The organism is Mesorhizobium sp. M1295, assembly GCF_040318135.1.
Taxonomy (GTDB): Bacteria; Pseudomonadota; Alphaproteobacteria; order Rhizobiales; family Rhizobiaceae; genus Mesorhizobium.
Window position 1 is genome coordinate 198844 of the sequence record NZ_JAMYLU010000001.1, and the last position, 13845, is coordinate 212688.

General features: G+C 62.5%; 15 protein-coding genes. 11 read left to right on the forward strand and 4 right to left on the reverse strand.

Annotation, left to right across the window (positions count from 1 at the left end; all coding sequences use genetic code 11):
* Window positions 1-28: 28 nt before the first annotated feature.
* Window positions 29-802, reverse strand: coding sequence for a precorrin-6A synthase (deacetylating) (gene cobF, locus NKH29_RS00910; protein ID WP_023720812.1), 774 nt, complete (start codon window positions 800-802; stop codon window positions 29-31).
* 141 nt (window positions 803-943) lie between these two features.
* On the opposite strand from cobF, the gene NKH29_RS00915 reads away from it, so the two are divergent.
* The 5 genes from NKH29_RS00915 to NKH29_RS00935 all read left to right on the forward strand — a co-directional run bounded on the left by NKH29_RS00915 (window position 944) and on the right by NKH29_RS00935 (window position 6350).
* Window positions 944-1954 carry a DUF4424 domain-containing protein gene (locus NKH29_RS00915; protein ID WP_352788458.1) on the forward strand — a complete coding sequence of 337 codons (1011 nt, stop codon included), beginning with the start codon at window positions 944-946 and terminating at the stop codon, window positions 1952-1954.
* A complete protein-coding gene (locus NKH29_RS00920) occupies window positions 1954-2472 on the forward strand; it encodes a dihydrofolate reductase (protein WP_292664361.1) in 519 nt (172 codons plus the stop codon). Before NKH29_RS00915 ends, NKH29_RS00920 begins: the two co-directional genes overlap by 1 nt.
* A gap of 160 nt (window positions 2473-2632) precedes the next feature.
* Entirely contained in the window at window positions 2633-3727 is a 1095-nt protein-coding gene (gene hflK / locus NKH29_RS00925) for an FtsH protease activity modulator HflK (protein ID WP_023720809.1), read from the forward strand.
* Window positions 3727-4689, forward strand: coding sequence for a protease modulator HflC (hflC, locus tag NKH29_RS00930; RefSeq protein ID WP_023720808.1), 963 nt, complete (start codon window positions 3727-3729; stop codon window positions 4687-4689). The genes hflK and hflC overlap by 1 nt, the downstream gene beginning before the upstream one ends.
* A 143-nt stretch (window positions 4690-4832) precedes the next feature.
* Window positions 4833-6350, forward strand: coding sequence for a DegQ family serine endoprotease (locus tag NKH29_RS00935; protein ID WP_023720807.1), 1518 nt, complete (start codon window positions 4833-4835; stop codon window positions 6348-6350).
* Window positions 6351-6397: 47 nt separating this feature from the next.
* Here the strand turns inward: NKH29_RS00935 and NKH29_RS00940 are convergent, their stop codons facing one another.
* Together NKH29_RS00940 and serB are read right to left on the reverse strand one after the other, a co-directional pair.
* On the reverse strand, window positions 6398-6970 hold the full coding sequence (locus NKH29_RS00940) for a GNAT family N-acetyltransferase (protein WP_352639698.1): 573 nt from the start codon (window positions 6968-6970) through the stop codon (window positions 6398-6400).
* Entirely contained in the window at window positions 6967-7788 is an 822-nt protein-coding gene (gene serB / locus NKH29_RS00945) for a phosphoserine phosphatase SerB (protein WP_352495198.1), read from the reverse strand. Before serB ends, NKH29_RS00940 begins: the two co-directional genes overlap by 4 nt.
* Window positions 7789-7837: 49 nt before the next feature.
* On the opposite strand from serB, the gene miaA reads away from it, so the two are divergent.
* The 3 genes from miaA (at window position 7838) to NKH29_RS00960 (ending at window position 10224) form a co-directional block, all read left to right on the forward strand.
* Window positions 7838-8809 (forward strand): tRNA (adenosine(37)-N6)-dimethylallyltransferase MiaA, encoded by a 972-nt coding sequence (gene miaA / locus NKH29_RS00950; protein WP_352788455.1) that lies wholly within the window; start codon window positions 7838-7840, stop codon window positions 8807-8809.
* Window positions 8810-8913: 104 nt separating this feature from the next.
* Window positions 8914-9708, forward strand: coding sequence for a GGDEF domain-containing protein (locus NKH29_RS00955; RefSeq protein ID WP_352998817.1), 795 nt, complete (start codon window positions 8914-8916; stop codon window positions 9706-9708).
* Window positions 9709-9837: 129 nt separating this feature from the next.
* On the forward strand, window positions 9838-10224 hold the full coding sequence (locus tag NKH29_RS00960) for an ester cyclase (protein ID WP_023720803.1): 387 nt from the start codon (window positions 9838-9840) through the stop codon (window positions 10222-10224).
* Between the two features lie 44 nt (window positions 10225-10268).
* Here the strand turns inward: NKH29_RS00960 and NKH29_RS00965 are convergent, their stop codons facing one another.
* The gene (locus NKH29_RS00965; RefSeq protein WP_352788453.1) at window positions 10269-12098 is read right to left on the reverse strand and encodes an ATP-binding protein; all 1830 of its coding nucleotides are present in this window, start codon (window positions 12096-12098) and stop codon (window positions 10269-10271) included.
* Window positions 12099-12249: 151 nt separating this feature from the next.
* On the opposite strand from NKH29_RS00965, the gene NKH29_RS00970 reads away from it, so the two are divergent.
* The 3 genes from NKH29_RS00970 to NKH29_RS00980 all read left to right on the forward strand — a co-directional run bounded on the left by NKH29_RS00970 (window position 12250) and on the right by NKH29_RS00980 (window position 13715).
* Window positions 12250-12816, forward strand: a complete 567-nt coding sequence (locus tag NKH29_RS00970; protein WP_352788450.1) for a helix-turn-helix domain-containing protein — start codon at window positions 12250-12252, stop codon at window positions 12814-12816.
* 4 nt (window positions 12817-12820) lie between these two features.
* On the forward strand, window positions 12821-13129 hold the full coding sequence (locus tag NKH29_RS00975; RefSeq protein WP_352998819.1) for a hypothetical protein: 309 nt from the start codon (window positions 12821-12823) through the stop codon (window positions 13127-13129).
* A gap of 61 nt (window positions 13130-13190) precedes the next feature.
* Window positions 13191-13715, forward strand: a complete 525-nt coding sequence (locus tag NKH29_RS00980; protein ID WP_352788447.1) for a GNAT family N-acetyltransferase — start codon at window positions 13191-13193, stop codon at window positions 13713-13715.
* Window positions 13716-13845: the final 130 nt, after the last annotated feature.

Sequence of the window (13845 nt, forward strand, 5' to 3'; positions counted from 1 at the left end):
GCGGAATTCATGCCGCGCTCAATCCCTGTCACTCCTCAGGCTCGCCCGGCTTGCGCAGCAGATAGGTGTCCATGATCCAGCCCTTTTTCCGGCGGGCCTCCTCACGAGTGCTGACGATCTCGTCGCTGACGTCGCCAATCCGGCCCGAGATGATGATCTCGTCGGGTGTGCCGAGATAGGCGCCCCAGTGGACGCTAACGTCCTTGTCGGCCAGCGTGTTGAAGGCGCATTTGCCGTCCAGCATGACGATGGTGCTGCCGGCGTTTTCGGGCAGACCTTCCTCGGCGAGCCGGCGGCCGGTGGTGATCAAAATGGCGTCGCCGATGCGGTTCAATGCCATTTTGTGACTGGCTGCGAGTGCCTGGATGGCGGTGATGCCAGGGATGACCTCCAGTTCGAACGCGACATTGCCTCTGAGGCGCACGCGCTCCAGGATACGCAGCGCGCTGTCATAGAGCGAAGGATCGCCCCAGATCAGGAAGGCGCCGCAGCCATCTTCGGGGAGTTCGCCGCGAATCAGGCCTTCATAGATCGCGGCGATCGCCTCGTGCCAGTCGTCGACGGTCGAGCGGTAGGAAGGCGCCGGCTCGGCGCGCACCGGCACATCGAATTCAACGCGGCGCGAGTTCGGATTGATGACGAAGCGGTCGCAGATCTGGCGGCGCAATTCGGCGAGATCGTTCTTCTTCGCGCCCTTGTCGGGGATGAACAGCACGTCGGCCCGATTGAGGCCGTTGATGGCCTGGACCGTCATGTGCTCCGGATTGCCGGCGCCGATGCCGATGACAAGAAGCTTGCGCATGAGCGAACTCCTGCCCGATCGAGACCGGCGTGTCTAGACCGACACGACAAGCCGGCACGCGCCGGCGCGTTTGCCGAAAGGCTTTGAAACGCCACATTGAACGGCTAGAGTCATGTTGGCATTTTCGCCGGGGGAGTTTCCATGTTCCGTTACGTCCTGACCGCAGCCTTGGCGCTCTCGGCTACGCCCGCACTCGCCAATGATTCGGTCGCCGAACTCGGCACCGGTGGGCTGATCCTGTCGCGCAGCGATGCGGTGGCGATGGAAAGCGAGGATCTCTACATCTCGCCGGAAAAGGTGACGGTCGATTACGTCTTCCGCAACAACACCGACAAGGATGTCGATGCGATCGTCGCCTTTCCGATGCCCGACATCGAAGGCGACCCCGAAGAAATACCGGCGATTCCCGAGGCGCAGAGCGACAATTTCCTCGGCTTCGAAGTGACGATCGACGGGGTGCCGGCAAAGCCGCAGCTCGAGCAGAAGGTGTTCGCGCTCGCCATCGACATTGGCGCCGACCTGGAGGCGCAGGGCGTGCCTTTCTATCCATTCGGCGATGCGGCCAAGGCAGCGCTGGCAAAGCTGCCGCAAGCGGTCACCGACGACTGGGTCAACCGCGGCATCATCATCGAAGACACTGCCGATGACGGTTCGGGCATGAAGACCGTCTATACGCCGTTCTGGCAATTGCGCTCGACCTATTGGTGGCGCTCGACCTTTCCGGCCAACAAGGCGGTGCATGTCTCGCATCGCTACAAGCCGAGCGTCGGCGGCACCTCCTCGGTCAGCTTCTTCTATGACGGCCAATTCCAGGGTCAGTATGCCGCCTACAAGACCCGCTACTGCATGGATGGCACGTTCGAGAATGCCGTGCGCAAGGCAGCCAAGGACGATCCCGACGGCTACCCCAAATATTTCGAGAACCGCATCGCCTATATCCTGACCACGGGCGGCAACTGGGCGTCGGGAAACATCGGCACGTTCAAGCTGACCGTCGACAAGGGCGATCCGAAGAACCTGGTCTCGTTTTGCGGCGAAAACGTCAGGAAGATCGGACCGACGACGTTCGAGATGAAGGCGCAGAACTTCTACCCCGAGCACGACATTGACATATTGCTGCTGGAGCCATCCGATGGCGGGAACGGCGGCTGATGGACCTCGCGATCTACGTCGCCATCGCCGAGAACGGCGTGATCGGGCGCGAGGGTGGGTTGCCGTGGCGGCTTTCCACCGATCTCAAGCGGTTCAAGGCCGATACGATGGGCAAGCCTATCATCATGGGCCGCAAGACCTATGAAGGCATCGGCCGGCCGTTGCCGGGCAGGCTCAACATCGTGGTGACGCGGGACAGGGCATGGCGCGCCGAGGGCGTAGAAGTCGCGCACTCGATCGAGGACGCAATCGCGCTGGCGACGGTGCGCGGGCGCTGCATGGCAGGCGCCGACGAGATCTGCGTCATCGGCGGCGGCGAGATCTATGCTCAGGCGCTGCCGCTGGCCGATCGGCTGCACGTCACCCATGTGCTGGCCGCGGTCGACGGCGACGCCCATTTCCCGCCGATCGACCCGGCACTATGGCGGATAGTCCACTCACAGGAGGTTGAGGCCGGTGAGAAGGACAGCCATGCGACACGCTATTCGGTTTACGAGCGGCGCCGCGATGTGAATTGAAGACGACAAAGCGTCGCGACAGGTCTAAATGGACCCAAAGGCGGACTGTGACGGCAGCCGATCGCGTTGAAAGCGTGCCGTTGCATCCCTATAGAAGAATAATATTGGATTTTGCGCCGGTGAGCCGGCGCTTGAGGGAATTCCAAGCGAAAGGACATTCATGCCCTGGAACGACAAGAGCGGCGGCGGCGGCCCGTGGGGCGGCGGCAACAATCAGGGACCTTGGGGACAGGGACCCAAGGGACCCAGCGGCCCGCAGGGCTCGCCTCCTGATCTCGAGGATATCATCCGGCGTGGGCAGGACAGGTTGCGGCGCGCACTGCCGGGCGGCGGTGGCGCGAGCCCGGCGGTGTTCGGGCTGATTGCTGCGGCGCTGGTGGTGCTGTGGGCGTTCAAGGCGGTCTACACCGTGCAGCCCGACGAAGTTGCGGTGGAGCTCAGGTTCGGCAAGCCGAAGGCGGAACTCTCGCAGCCTGGCCTGCATTTCCATTGGTGGCCCATTGAAACGGTCGAGACCGCCAACATCGCCGAGCAGCTTGTCAGCATCGGTGGCGGCAGCACCAGCGGCAATGGTCTGATGCTTTCCGGCGATCAGAACATCGTCAACGTGCAATTCTCTGTGGCCTATCAGGTTTCCGACCCGAAGGCCTATCTGTTCGACGTGTCCGACCCCGGCGGCATGCTGCAGCAGGTCGCCGAAAGCGCGATGCGTGAAGCGGTCGGCCGGCGCCCGGCGCAGGACATTTTCCGCGACGACCGGCAAGGAATTGCGGCGTCGGTGCGTGAGATCATCCAGACGACGCTGGACGGCTACAAGGCCGGCCTCAACGTCAACGCCATTTCGATCGAGGATGCCGCGCCGCCGCGCGAGGTGGCGGACGCGTTCGACGAGGTGCAGCGGGCCGAACAGGACGAGGACAAGTTCGTCGAGCAGGCCAATCAGTATTCCAACCAGAAGCTCGGCCAGGCGCGCGGCGCTGCCGCGCAGATCCGCGAAGACGCGGCCGCCTACAAGAACCGGGTCGTGCAGGAGGCCGAAGGCGAGGCGCAGCGCTTCATCTCGGTCTATGACGAATATGCAAAGGCGCCGGAGGTGACGCGCAAGCGGCTTTACCTGGAAACAATGGAGAGGGTGCTGAAGGATTCGAGCAAGGTCATCGTCGAGCAAGGCAATGGGCAAGGGGTCGTTCCCTACCTGCCGCTGCCCGCATTGCAGCAGAAGGCGCCGGCACCGGCCGCCGGAGGAAACCAGTGATGGCCAACCGTCTTCCCGTCATTGCGGTCATCGCCGCGGTCATCCTGTTCCTGCTCTATTCGTCTGTCTTCGTCGTCAATGCGCGCCAGCAGGCGCTGGTGCTCAGGTTCGGCGAAATCGTCGACGTCAAGAACCAGCCAGGCATCTATTTCAAGGCGCCGTTCTCCTTCTTCGATGCCGACACCGTGCAGCTGATCGAAAACAGGGTCCTGCGCTTCGACCTCGATAACATCCGCGTCCAGGTTTCGGGCGGCAAGTTCTATGAGGTCGATGCCTTTATCGCCTATCGTATCTCGGATCCGCGCGTGTTTCGCGCCGCGGTCTCCGGCCAGATCGAACTGGCCGAGGCCCGGCTGAGGACGCGTCTCGACGCCGCCTTGCGCCGCGTCTACGGCCTGCGCGACTTCGAGGCGGCACTCTCGGAAGAGCGCGCCGTGATGATGCGCGAGGTACGCGATCAACTGAGGCCCGACGCCACCTCGCTTGGCCTGCAGATCGAGGATGTCCGCATCCGCCGCACCGATCTCACGGCTGAGGTCTCGCAGCAGACCTTCGACCGCATGAAGGCCGAACGTCTCGCCGAAGCCGAGCGGCTGAGGGCGCGAGGCAATGAGGCAGCGCAGCGGATCAGGGCCCGCGCCGACCGTGAAGTGGTGGAAATCGTCGCCGAAGCGCAAAAAGAGTCTGAAATCCTGCGTGGTGAAGGTGAAGCCCAGCGCAGCGCGACGTTTGCCGGGGCCTATCAGCGCGATCCGGCCTTCTTCGATTTCTATCGATCGATGAATGCCTATGGCACGGCGCTGAACAGCACCGGAACGACGATGGTGCTGTCGCCGAATTCCGAGTTCTTCCGCTTTTTCCGCGACCCGAACAGCAAGGAAACGCTCGCGGCACCGGCGGCACCACCGCCAGCGCCGCCCGCTCCCGCCGCGCCAGCGGCACAGCCAGGCACCGGCCAGTAGGGCCGGTGCAGGGGAAGCCGGCGTAATGGAGGATTTATCCTCTGGCGGTAGCCGTAGCCGCAAACGTGCCTTATTTCTTGCCAACATGACGCGACGCGGCGTTTTTGCCGAAGCGCTTTTTTAGAACACCCGGAGGCCTTTCGATGACATCCACCACCCTTCTGCGTGCAGCGAGGCGGACGTTCATCGCCGGGGCCGCTGCGCTTCTGGTCGGCGCCGTTGCCGTTCCGTCGTTCGTGACGCCGACAGTGGCAGCCGACGGGCCACCCTCGGTTGCCGATCTCGCCGCCGGCCTGCTCGGCGCGGTGGTCAACATCTCGACTTCGCAGACGGTGAAGGGCACGGAGGGTCCGGGCGCCGTGCCGATGCCGCAGCTTCCAGAAGGCTCACCCTTCCAGGACTTCTTCGACGATTTCTTCAAGAACCGCGGCGGCGACAAGGGCGGCGGCGGGCAAAAGGTGCAGTCGCTGGGCTCCGGCTTCGTGGTCGACGCCGAGCAGGGCATCGTGGTGACCAACAACCACGTCATTGCCGATGCCGACGACATCGAGGTGAATTTCTCCGACGGGGTGACGCTCAAGGCGACGCTGGTCGGCACCGACACCAAGACCGACGTCGCGGTGCTGAAGGTCGATCCGAAAGGGCACAAGCTGACAGCGGTGAAGTTCGGCGATTCCAATACGATGCGTGTCGGCGACTGGGTGATGGCGATCGGCAATCCGTTCGGTCTCGGCGGCACGGTGACGGTCGGCATCGTCTCGGCGCGCAATCGCGACATCAATTCCGGCCCGTATGACGACTTCATCCAGACCGATGCCGCGATCAACCGCGGCAATTCCGGCGGACCGCTGTTCAACAGCAGCGGCGAGGTCATCGGCATCAACACGGCAATCATCTCGCCGTCGGGAGGCTCGATCGGCATCGGCTTCTCCATTCCGTCGCAGCTCGCCTCGGGCGTCGTCGACCAGCTTCGCCAGTTCGGCGAGACGCGGCGCGGCTGGCTCGGTGTGCGCATCCAGCCGGTGACCGACGACATTGCCGAAAGCCTGGGCATGGCGACCGCCAAGGGCGCGCTGGTCGCCGGCGTCATCAAGGGCGGACCGGTCGACAACGGCACCATCCAGGCCGGCGACGTCATCATCAAGTTCGACGGCAAGGACATCCATGAAATGCGCGACCTGCCGCGCGTCGTGGCGGAAAGCCCGGTCGGCAAGGCGGTCGACGTGATCATCGTGCGCAAGGGGGTCGAGCAGACCGTGAAGGTGACGCTCGGCCGACTCGAGGACGGCGAAAAGCTTGCCAGCGGCGGTGAAAACGGCAACACCGACCAGGACGATGCCGACAAGGCGCCTGCCGTTTCGACGGCTGCCGTGCTTGGCATGACGATCGGCGAGCTCAACGACGAGACGCGCACGAAATTCGGCATCGCCGCCGACGTCTCCGGCGTCGTCGTGACCGACGTCACCAAGGATTCAGCCGCTGCCGAACGCGGCATCCAGCCGGGCGAGGTGATCACCGAGATCGCGCAGGAATCGGTCGCCACGCCCAAGGACGTCATGGACCGGATCGGCGCGCTGAAGGAGCAAGGGCGCAAGAACGCGCTTTTGATGCTGGCGTCGAAGACCGGCGAGCTGAGGTTTGTGACAATCCGGATGGATTGAGTCCGGAAGAGCCTGTAACACTCTGATCTTGAAAAGAAAAGGGGCGGCTAGCGGGCCGCCCTTTTTCTTGCTTGCCAGTCTGTGCGTGACAGCCTGTAGAAGACATGTCGCCTGAGTGCGGTGTGGCTGTCCGGAACGCCGGGATGGTCGAAATCGGAGGCCGGGTCGGCGATCATGTTCAGGCGCTCCATGACGGCAGTGGACCGGCTGTTATCCTTGACTGCGAAGGACACGATTTCGTCGAGGCCAAGTCTTTCAAAGCCATAGGTGAGCCAGGCATCGGCTGCTTCGGTGACATAGCCGCGGCCCCAGAATTCGGGTGCCAGCCGCCAGCCGATCTCGATCGTGCCGGGCGGCAAGAATGGCAAATGATCGGTTCGGGTTATGCCGACGAAGCCGATGCATTCACCTGTGGCTGTGATCTCAGCGGCCGCGAAGCCGAAGCCGTTGCGATCGATAGCGGCGCGCAACTCCTCCATCTTGGCATCCGACTGGGCACGGTCGCGCCGAAACGGAAAGAATTCCATGACGCGCTCGTCGGAATTGATGCGATGGAAGAGCTCGCGGTCACGATCTTCCCAGTTGCGCAGGATCAGGCGTTCGGTGCGGATCGGCGTCACTCGACAAATTCCTCCCGGCGATAACCCTGCAGATAAAGCAAGGCGGTGAGGTCGCCGTGGTCGATGCGGATCTTTGCCTCGGCTGCCACGGCCGGCTTGGCGTGCAAGGCGACGCCGATGCCGGCAAGACGGATCATGTCGAGATCGTTGGCGCCGTCACCCACGGCAATGGCATCGGCAGGCGTCAGGCCGAGGCGGGCGGAAATCTCGATAAGGGCTTCGGCCTTGGCGGCGCGGCCGAGGATCGGCTCGGCGACCAAGCCGGTGAAGCGGCGATCCTGCTCGATCAGCCGATTGGCGCGATTTTCGTGAAAACCGAGCAATGCTGCGATGCGGGTGGTGAAGATGTCGAAACCACCGGAAATCAGCGCCGTCCACGCGCCGTTGGCCGCCATTGTCTGGACGAGCGTGCGACCGCCGGAGGCAAGCGTCAGGCGATTGTCGATGATGCGGTCGATGATTGCGGCATCGAGACCCTTAAGCAGCGCCACGCGCTCGCGCAAGGCCGGCTCGAATGCGATCTCACCGTTCATCGATCGCGCCGTGATGGCGGCGACGCGATCCTTGACGCCGATCTCGTCGGCAAGCTCGTCGATGCATTCCTGCTCGATCATCGTCGAATCCATGTCGGCGATCAGGACCTTCTTGCGCCTGTTCTCAGCCGGTTGGACGGCCACGTCGATGGGTTCGGAAGCAAGCGCGGCATGCAGGCGGGCCGTTATTTCGGAAGCTTCGGCGGTCTCCGGCAAATCGAGCTCGCAGGCGATGCCTTCGGCCAGCCATCGAACAGCGCTTGCGCCGACAGACCCAGACGCCATATTCGCTAGCGTCGGCGTCAATGCGCGGCCGGCGGGATGGGATAGAAGCGTGGCGATCAGCATCGAAAATTCCAGCGGACAGGCGGGCGAAGGCCGCGTGAAGAACGCGATCCTGATAGCCGGGCCGACCGCCAGCGGCAAGTCGGCGCTCGCACTCGACCTCGCCGAGCGCAATGGCGGTGTCATCGTCAGCACCGATTCCATGCAAGGCTATTCGGTGCTCGACGTGCTGACGGCGCGGCCGGGTGCTGCCGAACTCGCCCGCGTCCCTCACTTTCTTTATGGACACGTCGATCCGTCCACCGCCTATTCCACCGGCGCCTGGCTGCGTGATGTCATGAAGCTGATCGACGACGGCACGCTTTCGGCGCGGCAAGTGATTTTCGTCGGCGGTACCGGGCTTTATTTCCGGGCGCTCACGGAAGGTATTTCGGAGATGCCCGACATTCCGCAGTCGATCCGCGAGCGCTGGCGCTACGAGCTGCAAGAACAGGGCGCTGTGAGATTGCACCGCATCCTGTTGCGCGAGGATTCTGCGGCCGGCATGATGCTGAGGCCGACGGATGGCCAGCGCATCGTGCGGGCGCTGGAGGTGCTCGACGCGTCGGGCCGCTCCATCCTGGACTGGCAGGCCGCGCGTGGCCAGCCGTTGATCGACAGGAGCAGCGCGCGCTTTTTCGTCATCGAGCCGGAGCGGGCGGCGCTGGTGGAGCGGATCGATGCCCGCTTCGACCGCATGCTGGACAAAGGGGCATTGGACGAGGTGAAGCAGCTTTCGGCGCTCGGCCTCGATCCCGACCTGCCGGCGATGAAGGCGATCGGTGTTCGCGAGCTTCAGGCCGCGCTGGCCGGCGCCATCAGTTTTCCCGAGGCTATCGAGCGTGCGAAGATCGCGACGCGGCAATATGCAAAGCGGCAGGCGACCTGGTTCAGGCACCAATTGGGTCCGGAATGGCACAGGTTGCGTCCCGGTGAGGGGATCAACTGGGTGATCTCACCCCCTCCTTCGAGCGCAACCTGAAAAGTCGACATCGAAGGGACATTTCGCGTTGAAGTTGTCCAGGTTAACTGTCCGTAAGCTCCCGCATGCCATAAGATCGATAGGAACTTTTCAACGGGGAGCAGATGCATTTCCACAAGGCGGAATCAGCGTTTTTCGTCTTTATTTTTGTGATCCTGGCCGCCGGCCTGGTGACGCTTTACGCCTATGGACTCCTGCAAACCCTGGCGGCCGACATTAGCAATACGCCTTCGGACCTCGATGAAATCGTCTATCTCAACAAGCTGCTGTTTGCGATCGGCGTGCTGCTGGCGACTGCGCTGTTCTTCGGCATTTTCTTCATCTATCCGCTGATCCGAAAGCAGGCGACGGAAGAAGGCAAGCTGCGCGCGATGACAGTTTCACTCAGTGCGCGCTCGGAGACGCTGGAGCATGCGGCGCTGACCGACAGCCTCACCGGCATGCAGAATCGGCGCTATTTCGACGATGCGCTGAAAGAATATCTCGAGGAGTTTCGCCGCATCGAAAAACCAGTCGGGCTGATGATCCTCGATCTCGACCACTTCAAGCAGGTCAACGACAGCCACGGCCACGATGTCGGCGACGAGGTGTTGCGGGCCGTCGCCAACTGTCTCAAGGACATGACACGCTATCACGACGTGGTGGCGCGCCTGGGCGGCGAGGAGTTCGCGGTGGTCACGCCCAATATGGACGCCGAGCTGCTATCCAAATTCGCCGAGCGCATCCGCAAGGCGATCGCCAGCATGTCGGTGCTGACAGGCAATGTCCGACTGAAAATCACCACCAGCGTCGGGCTTGCCGTCTGGGACCGCAAGGAAACCGCCGAGGAGTTCTATCGCCGCGCCGACCGCCAGCTCTATGAGGCAAAGAGGCAAGGCCGCAACCGCGTCTGCGCCTGAATCCCGTCATTAAATTCGTGATGCTGGCCGTCTAGTGCCGTTTTCCGTGCTTCCGGTGCTCGCAGACCGACGTCGCCAAATAAGCTGAGACGGCGCCTTGCAAGGCTTGTGGGAGATAGAGGTGTTGCCGTGATCAAATCCGACCTCTCCGATCTTTACCGAGGCTATATTGCATGTCTGAACAAGCAGGATTGGCCAAATCTGGGGCAGTTTGTTCATGATGAAGCGATCCACAACGGTCGGCCGCTCGGATTATCCGGGTACCTCGAAATGTTGGAGAGAGACTTCGATGAAATTCCGGACCTTTACTTCGACATTCGGCTATTGGTTGCCGATCCGCCTTATATAGCGAGCCGGCTAAGCTTCAACTGCACCCCAAGGGGAACGTTCCTTGGGCTCGATGTAAGCGGGAAGAGAATTTGGTTTACCGAGAACGTATTCTATGAGTTTCAGAGAGGGAAAATTCGCCAGGTATGGTCCGTTATAGACAAGGCAGCCATCGAAGTTCAGCTTTGATGGTTGCCGACGCACCGATGAGGTCTGCCTAAACGTCGCTCGGCTCAATCGTTCTGGGGACGCAGGCCGAAGGTCGCCGGCTTGAGGCCGTAGCGCAAGTCGAAATCCTCGTCCCGCTGGGTACGTACGGCCGGCGGTTTGCGATAGTCGGAATCGCCGGCCTGCCGGCCCGGATCAATGACTTCCGCGAACGGCATTGCCTGTTGTGGTCTAGGCACGTTGCGCAGCCGTTCGACGATCGCAACGAGGTCGACATCGTTGCCGGTTTCGGAGGGCAAGGCGTCCTCGCGCTTGGCCGTGCCGGGGATCAAATCCTCGGAGAGTTTTTCGAACTTCATCCGCATCGTCGTCGCCACGCCTTCTCCGAAGGCGATGGCCTCGCGCTGGCCCATGGAGGAGAGGAACGCCAGCGTCGAAGCCGAGGAATCGGCGATCGCCGAGCGGATGATCGCCTGGTCCTGCTCATTGGCGAGCCGCATGGCGAAGAACGTCGAGCACTGCGACAGGATGGTCGGATCAAGCTCGCCCGGGCGCTGGGTGACGACACCGAGATAACAGCCATATTTGCGGCCTTCCTTGGCGATGCGCGACAGCGCGTGCCGGGTCGGCGCGAAACCGAGGCGGGGATCGGCCGGCATATAGCGATGCGCTTCCTCGCACAGGAAGAGCAGCCGCAAGCGGCCTTCGCTCCACAACGCCAGGTCGAACGCCAGCCTCGCCAGCACCGAGCATACGGAATTGACCACCTCGGACGGCATACCGGCCATTTCGAAGCAGGTCACCGGGCGGCCGTGATGCGGCACGCGGAAAATGTTGCCGATCGTCTCGTGAATGGTGTCCTCGATCAGGCGCGAGTTGAACATGAAACGGTAGCGCGGATCGGATGCCGCCGATTCGATACGTGTCTTCAGTGACCTGAGGGTTGGACGATCGTTCTTGCTTTCCAGCAATCCCATGCGTTCGTCGACCAGCTTGATGAGGTCGGCAATGCGATAGGGTACCGGCGCGTCGGCGGTCAGCGCGTCGGTGCTGCGCCGCAGGTAGTTGCCGGTGTTCGGATTGCGATAGAGGTTCTTGGCCGCGGGAATGAGATCGCGCAAGGCGTCGACCTCTTCCGGCACCGTCTCGCGGCCGCGAAACAGCACCTCGGCGAATTCCTCGAGTTTGAACATCCAGAAGGGCAGGTCGAGCGTCGTCGAATCGACCCTGAAGCAATATTCGGGCAAGGACGCGGCGAACTCGTTGTGTGGATCGAGGATCAGCACGCGCAGGTCGGGCCGGGCGGCAATCGACTTGCGCAAGAGCAGCGAGACGGCGGTCGATTTGCCGACCCCGGTGGTGCCGACAATGGCGAAATGGCGCGCCAGCGTATCGTCGATGGCAATATTGGCGTCGATAGCCTCGTCCTGCGACAGCGTACCGATGGTGATCGAGTGACGCCCGGCGAGATCGTAGACGGCCTGCAGGTCGCGGCTGCGGATACGATGGGCAATGGCGCCGATATGCGGATAGGTCGTGATGCCGCGGTCGAACACCGGCTTGGCGCCGGGTTCGGCGCCGTCGCGCACCTCGCCAATCAATTCGATGCTGACCTCGATCGGATTCTGGCCCTCGCTGCTCCAGGCACGATCCGACTTGCCGATTTCGTAGACCAGTCCGACGGTTCGTGATGTACCGAGATTGATCGAGATCATCTTGCCGACGCTCCATAGGCCGGTGACCGTGCCTTCGATATCGTCGGCATAGGCGCTGATGGTGGCGCGCGCGCCATCGCATTGCACGACATTGCCCAGAATCCGCTTGTCGTTCTGCTCCGCCCTGCGGCGCTCCAGCAAAGTCGGTTCTCCAATGGAGGTTTCGCGTTCGACGAGCATGGACAGGCCGATCCCCTTTTCCCAAACAATGAGCCTAGGCGGATGGGGTTAAGGTGGGGTGAGGCCGGATGGTTTAGCGGACGTTAAGGGGTTTGCGAAAACTGGACGAAACGGCCGTTGCCCGAGCGCGGGATTTCGCTATAGTGGATGAATGGATAATATAGCGAACGATATCTCATCGACTATCGGCAGAAGGATACACGCCGAAAGGGTGGCTCGCAGCTGGTCCCTGGCGGATTTGGCGGAGCAGTCCGATGTCTCGAAAGCCATGCTGAGCACGATCGAGCGCGGCATGACGAGCCCGACGGCGGCACTCCTCGTGCGCATTGCGGCCGCGTTCGGCATGACGCTTTCCACTTTGATCGCAAGGGCGGAGTTGCAAGGCGGTGGCCTGCTTCGCGAACGTGACCAGCCGGTCTGGCGCGATCCGGCTACGGGTTATGTGCGGCGGCACCTTTCGCCGGTTTCGGACATGCCGCTCGAACTGATCCGGGTCAAACTGCCGGCGGGCGCCAAGGTGAGCTTCCCGGCGGCCTCCTATGCCTTCATCAGACAACAGATCTGGCTGATCTCCGGGCAGCTGGAATTCGTCGAGGGCGACATCGTTCACAGGCTCGAGCCCGGCGACTGCCTGGCGCTCGGCGCGCCATCCGATTGCGTCTTCCACGCTCCGGGGCCGGACGCCGCCGACTATCTGGTTGCGTTGGCCAGGAGCTGAGACGATGGCGCGCCGTCCGAAACGTTCCGACAATGGCGGTCCGCCGCTCGACGACTACGACGGTCCGCCTTGGGGCAAGAGAGACCCCTATATCTTTCTTGCCTGGCGGACCGCCCATGCCCAGGCATGGAAAGTGCCGAGCCGCGAGATCATGCTGATGCGGCTGGACAAGGCCGAGCGGCTAGGCCTGACCTATGAGGAATACACGCTCGAACTGCTGGAACGCGGGCGACATCTGCAAGAGGAAGACGCCGAGCGCATCGGAGAAATCCGCCGAGCCAGGAAGCGGAAGCGGACCAGTCATTTCGGCTGACGGTGCAGGCCATGCTGCCGCTCGATGCACTGCCGTTCCCGTTGCACACAGAGGAGACCACATGGATTCAATAGAAATCAACCTGCTCAGCAATACTGCCGGAACGAAAAAAATGCTGGTCGATTTGCTGATCGGCACGGTTGCCGCCGGCGGCTCGGTCAGCTTCATGCGTCCCTTGGCGCCGGAGATGGCTGCAGCCTTCTGGAACAAGTCGCTTCAGGCGGTCGCCAGAGGCGAAAGGGCGGTGCTCGGGGCCTGGAACGGCGAGGCTCTGATCGGCACCGTCACCGTGCTGCTCGACTGCCCTCCCAACCAGCCGCACCGGGCCGAGATCGCCAAGCTGATGACCCGCCTCAATTATCGCGGCAAGGGCGTCGCAACCCGCCTGATGGAGGCGGCGGAAGCCGTTGCCATGGAGAAAGGCCGCACGCTGTTGGTGCTGGACACGGCAAAAGAGGAGGGGGCTTCCGGCCTCTATGAAAAGCTCGGCTTCACGCTGGGCGGCGAAATACCAGATTATGCGCTGAAGCCGCATGGCGGGCTGACGGGCACCCTCATCTACTGGAAGCGCATTGGTACAGTCTGATATCTGGCCCGCGCACATTCGCCGTTGACAGCACCATCAAACCAATTCTATTGTCCGCGACCATGAAAACGGCACTCATTCTCGTAGGAAAGCGCGTGGGCAAGGCGGTGTAACCGCCAGGCGGTGACCT

Excerpts from the sequence above, each read along its gene's own strand:
- hflC (WP_023720808.1), top strand. The coding sequence starts at position 3,727 with ATGGCCAACCGTCTTCCCGTCATTGCGGTCATCGCCGCGGTCATCCTG.
- hflK (WP_023720809.1), top strand. The coding sequence starts at position 2,633 with ATGCCCTGGAACGACAAGAGCGGCGGCGGCGGCCCGTGGGGCGGCGGC.
- NKH29_RS00935 (WP_023720807.1), top strand. The coding sequence starts at position 4,833 with ATGACATCCACCACCCTTCTGCGTGCAGCGAGGCGGACGTTCATCGCC.
- NKH29_RS00955 (WP_352998817.1), top strand. The coding sequence starts at position 8,914 with ATGCATTTCCACAAGGCGGAATCAGCGTTTTTCGTCTTTATTTTTGTG.
- NKH29_RS00980 (WP_352788447.1), top strand. The coding sequence starts at position 13,191 with ATGGATTCAATAGAAATCAACCTGCTCAGCAATACTGCCGGAACGAAA.
- NKH29_RS00975 (WP_352998819.1), top strand. The coding sequence starts at position 12,821 with ATGGCGCGCCGTCCGAAACGTTCCGACAATGGCGGTCCGCCGCTCGAC.
- NKH29_RS00915 (WP_352788458.1), top strand. The coding sequence starts at position 944 with ATGTTCCGTTACGTCCTGACCGCAGCCTTGGCGCTCTCGGCTACGCCC.
- cobF (WP_023720812.1), bottom strand. The coding sequence starts at position 802 with ATGCGCAAGCTTCTTGTCATCGGCATCGGCGCCGGCAATCCGGAGCAC.
- NKH29_RS00965 (WP_352788453.1), bottom strand. The coding sequence starts at position 12,098 with ATGCTCGTCGAACGCGAAACCTCCATTGGAGAACCGACTTTGCTGGAG.
- NKH29_RS00970 (WP_352788450.1), top strand. The coding sequence starts at position 12,250 with ATGGATAATATAGCGAACGATATCTCATCGACTATCGGCAGAAGGATA.
- NKH29_RS00920 (WP_292664361.1), top strand. The coding sequence starts at position 1,954 with ATGGACCTCGCGATCTACGTCGCCATCGCCGAGAACGGCGTGATCGGG.
- serB (WP_352495198.1), bottom strand. The coding sequence starts at position 7,788 with ATGGCGTCTGGGTCTGTCGGCGCAAGCGCTGTTCGATGGCTGGCCGAA.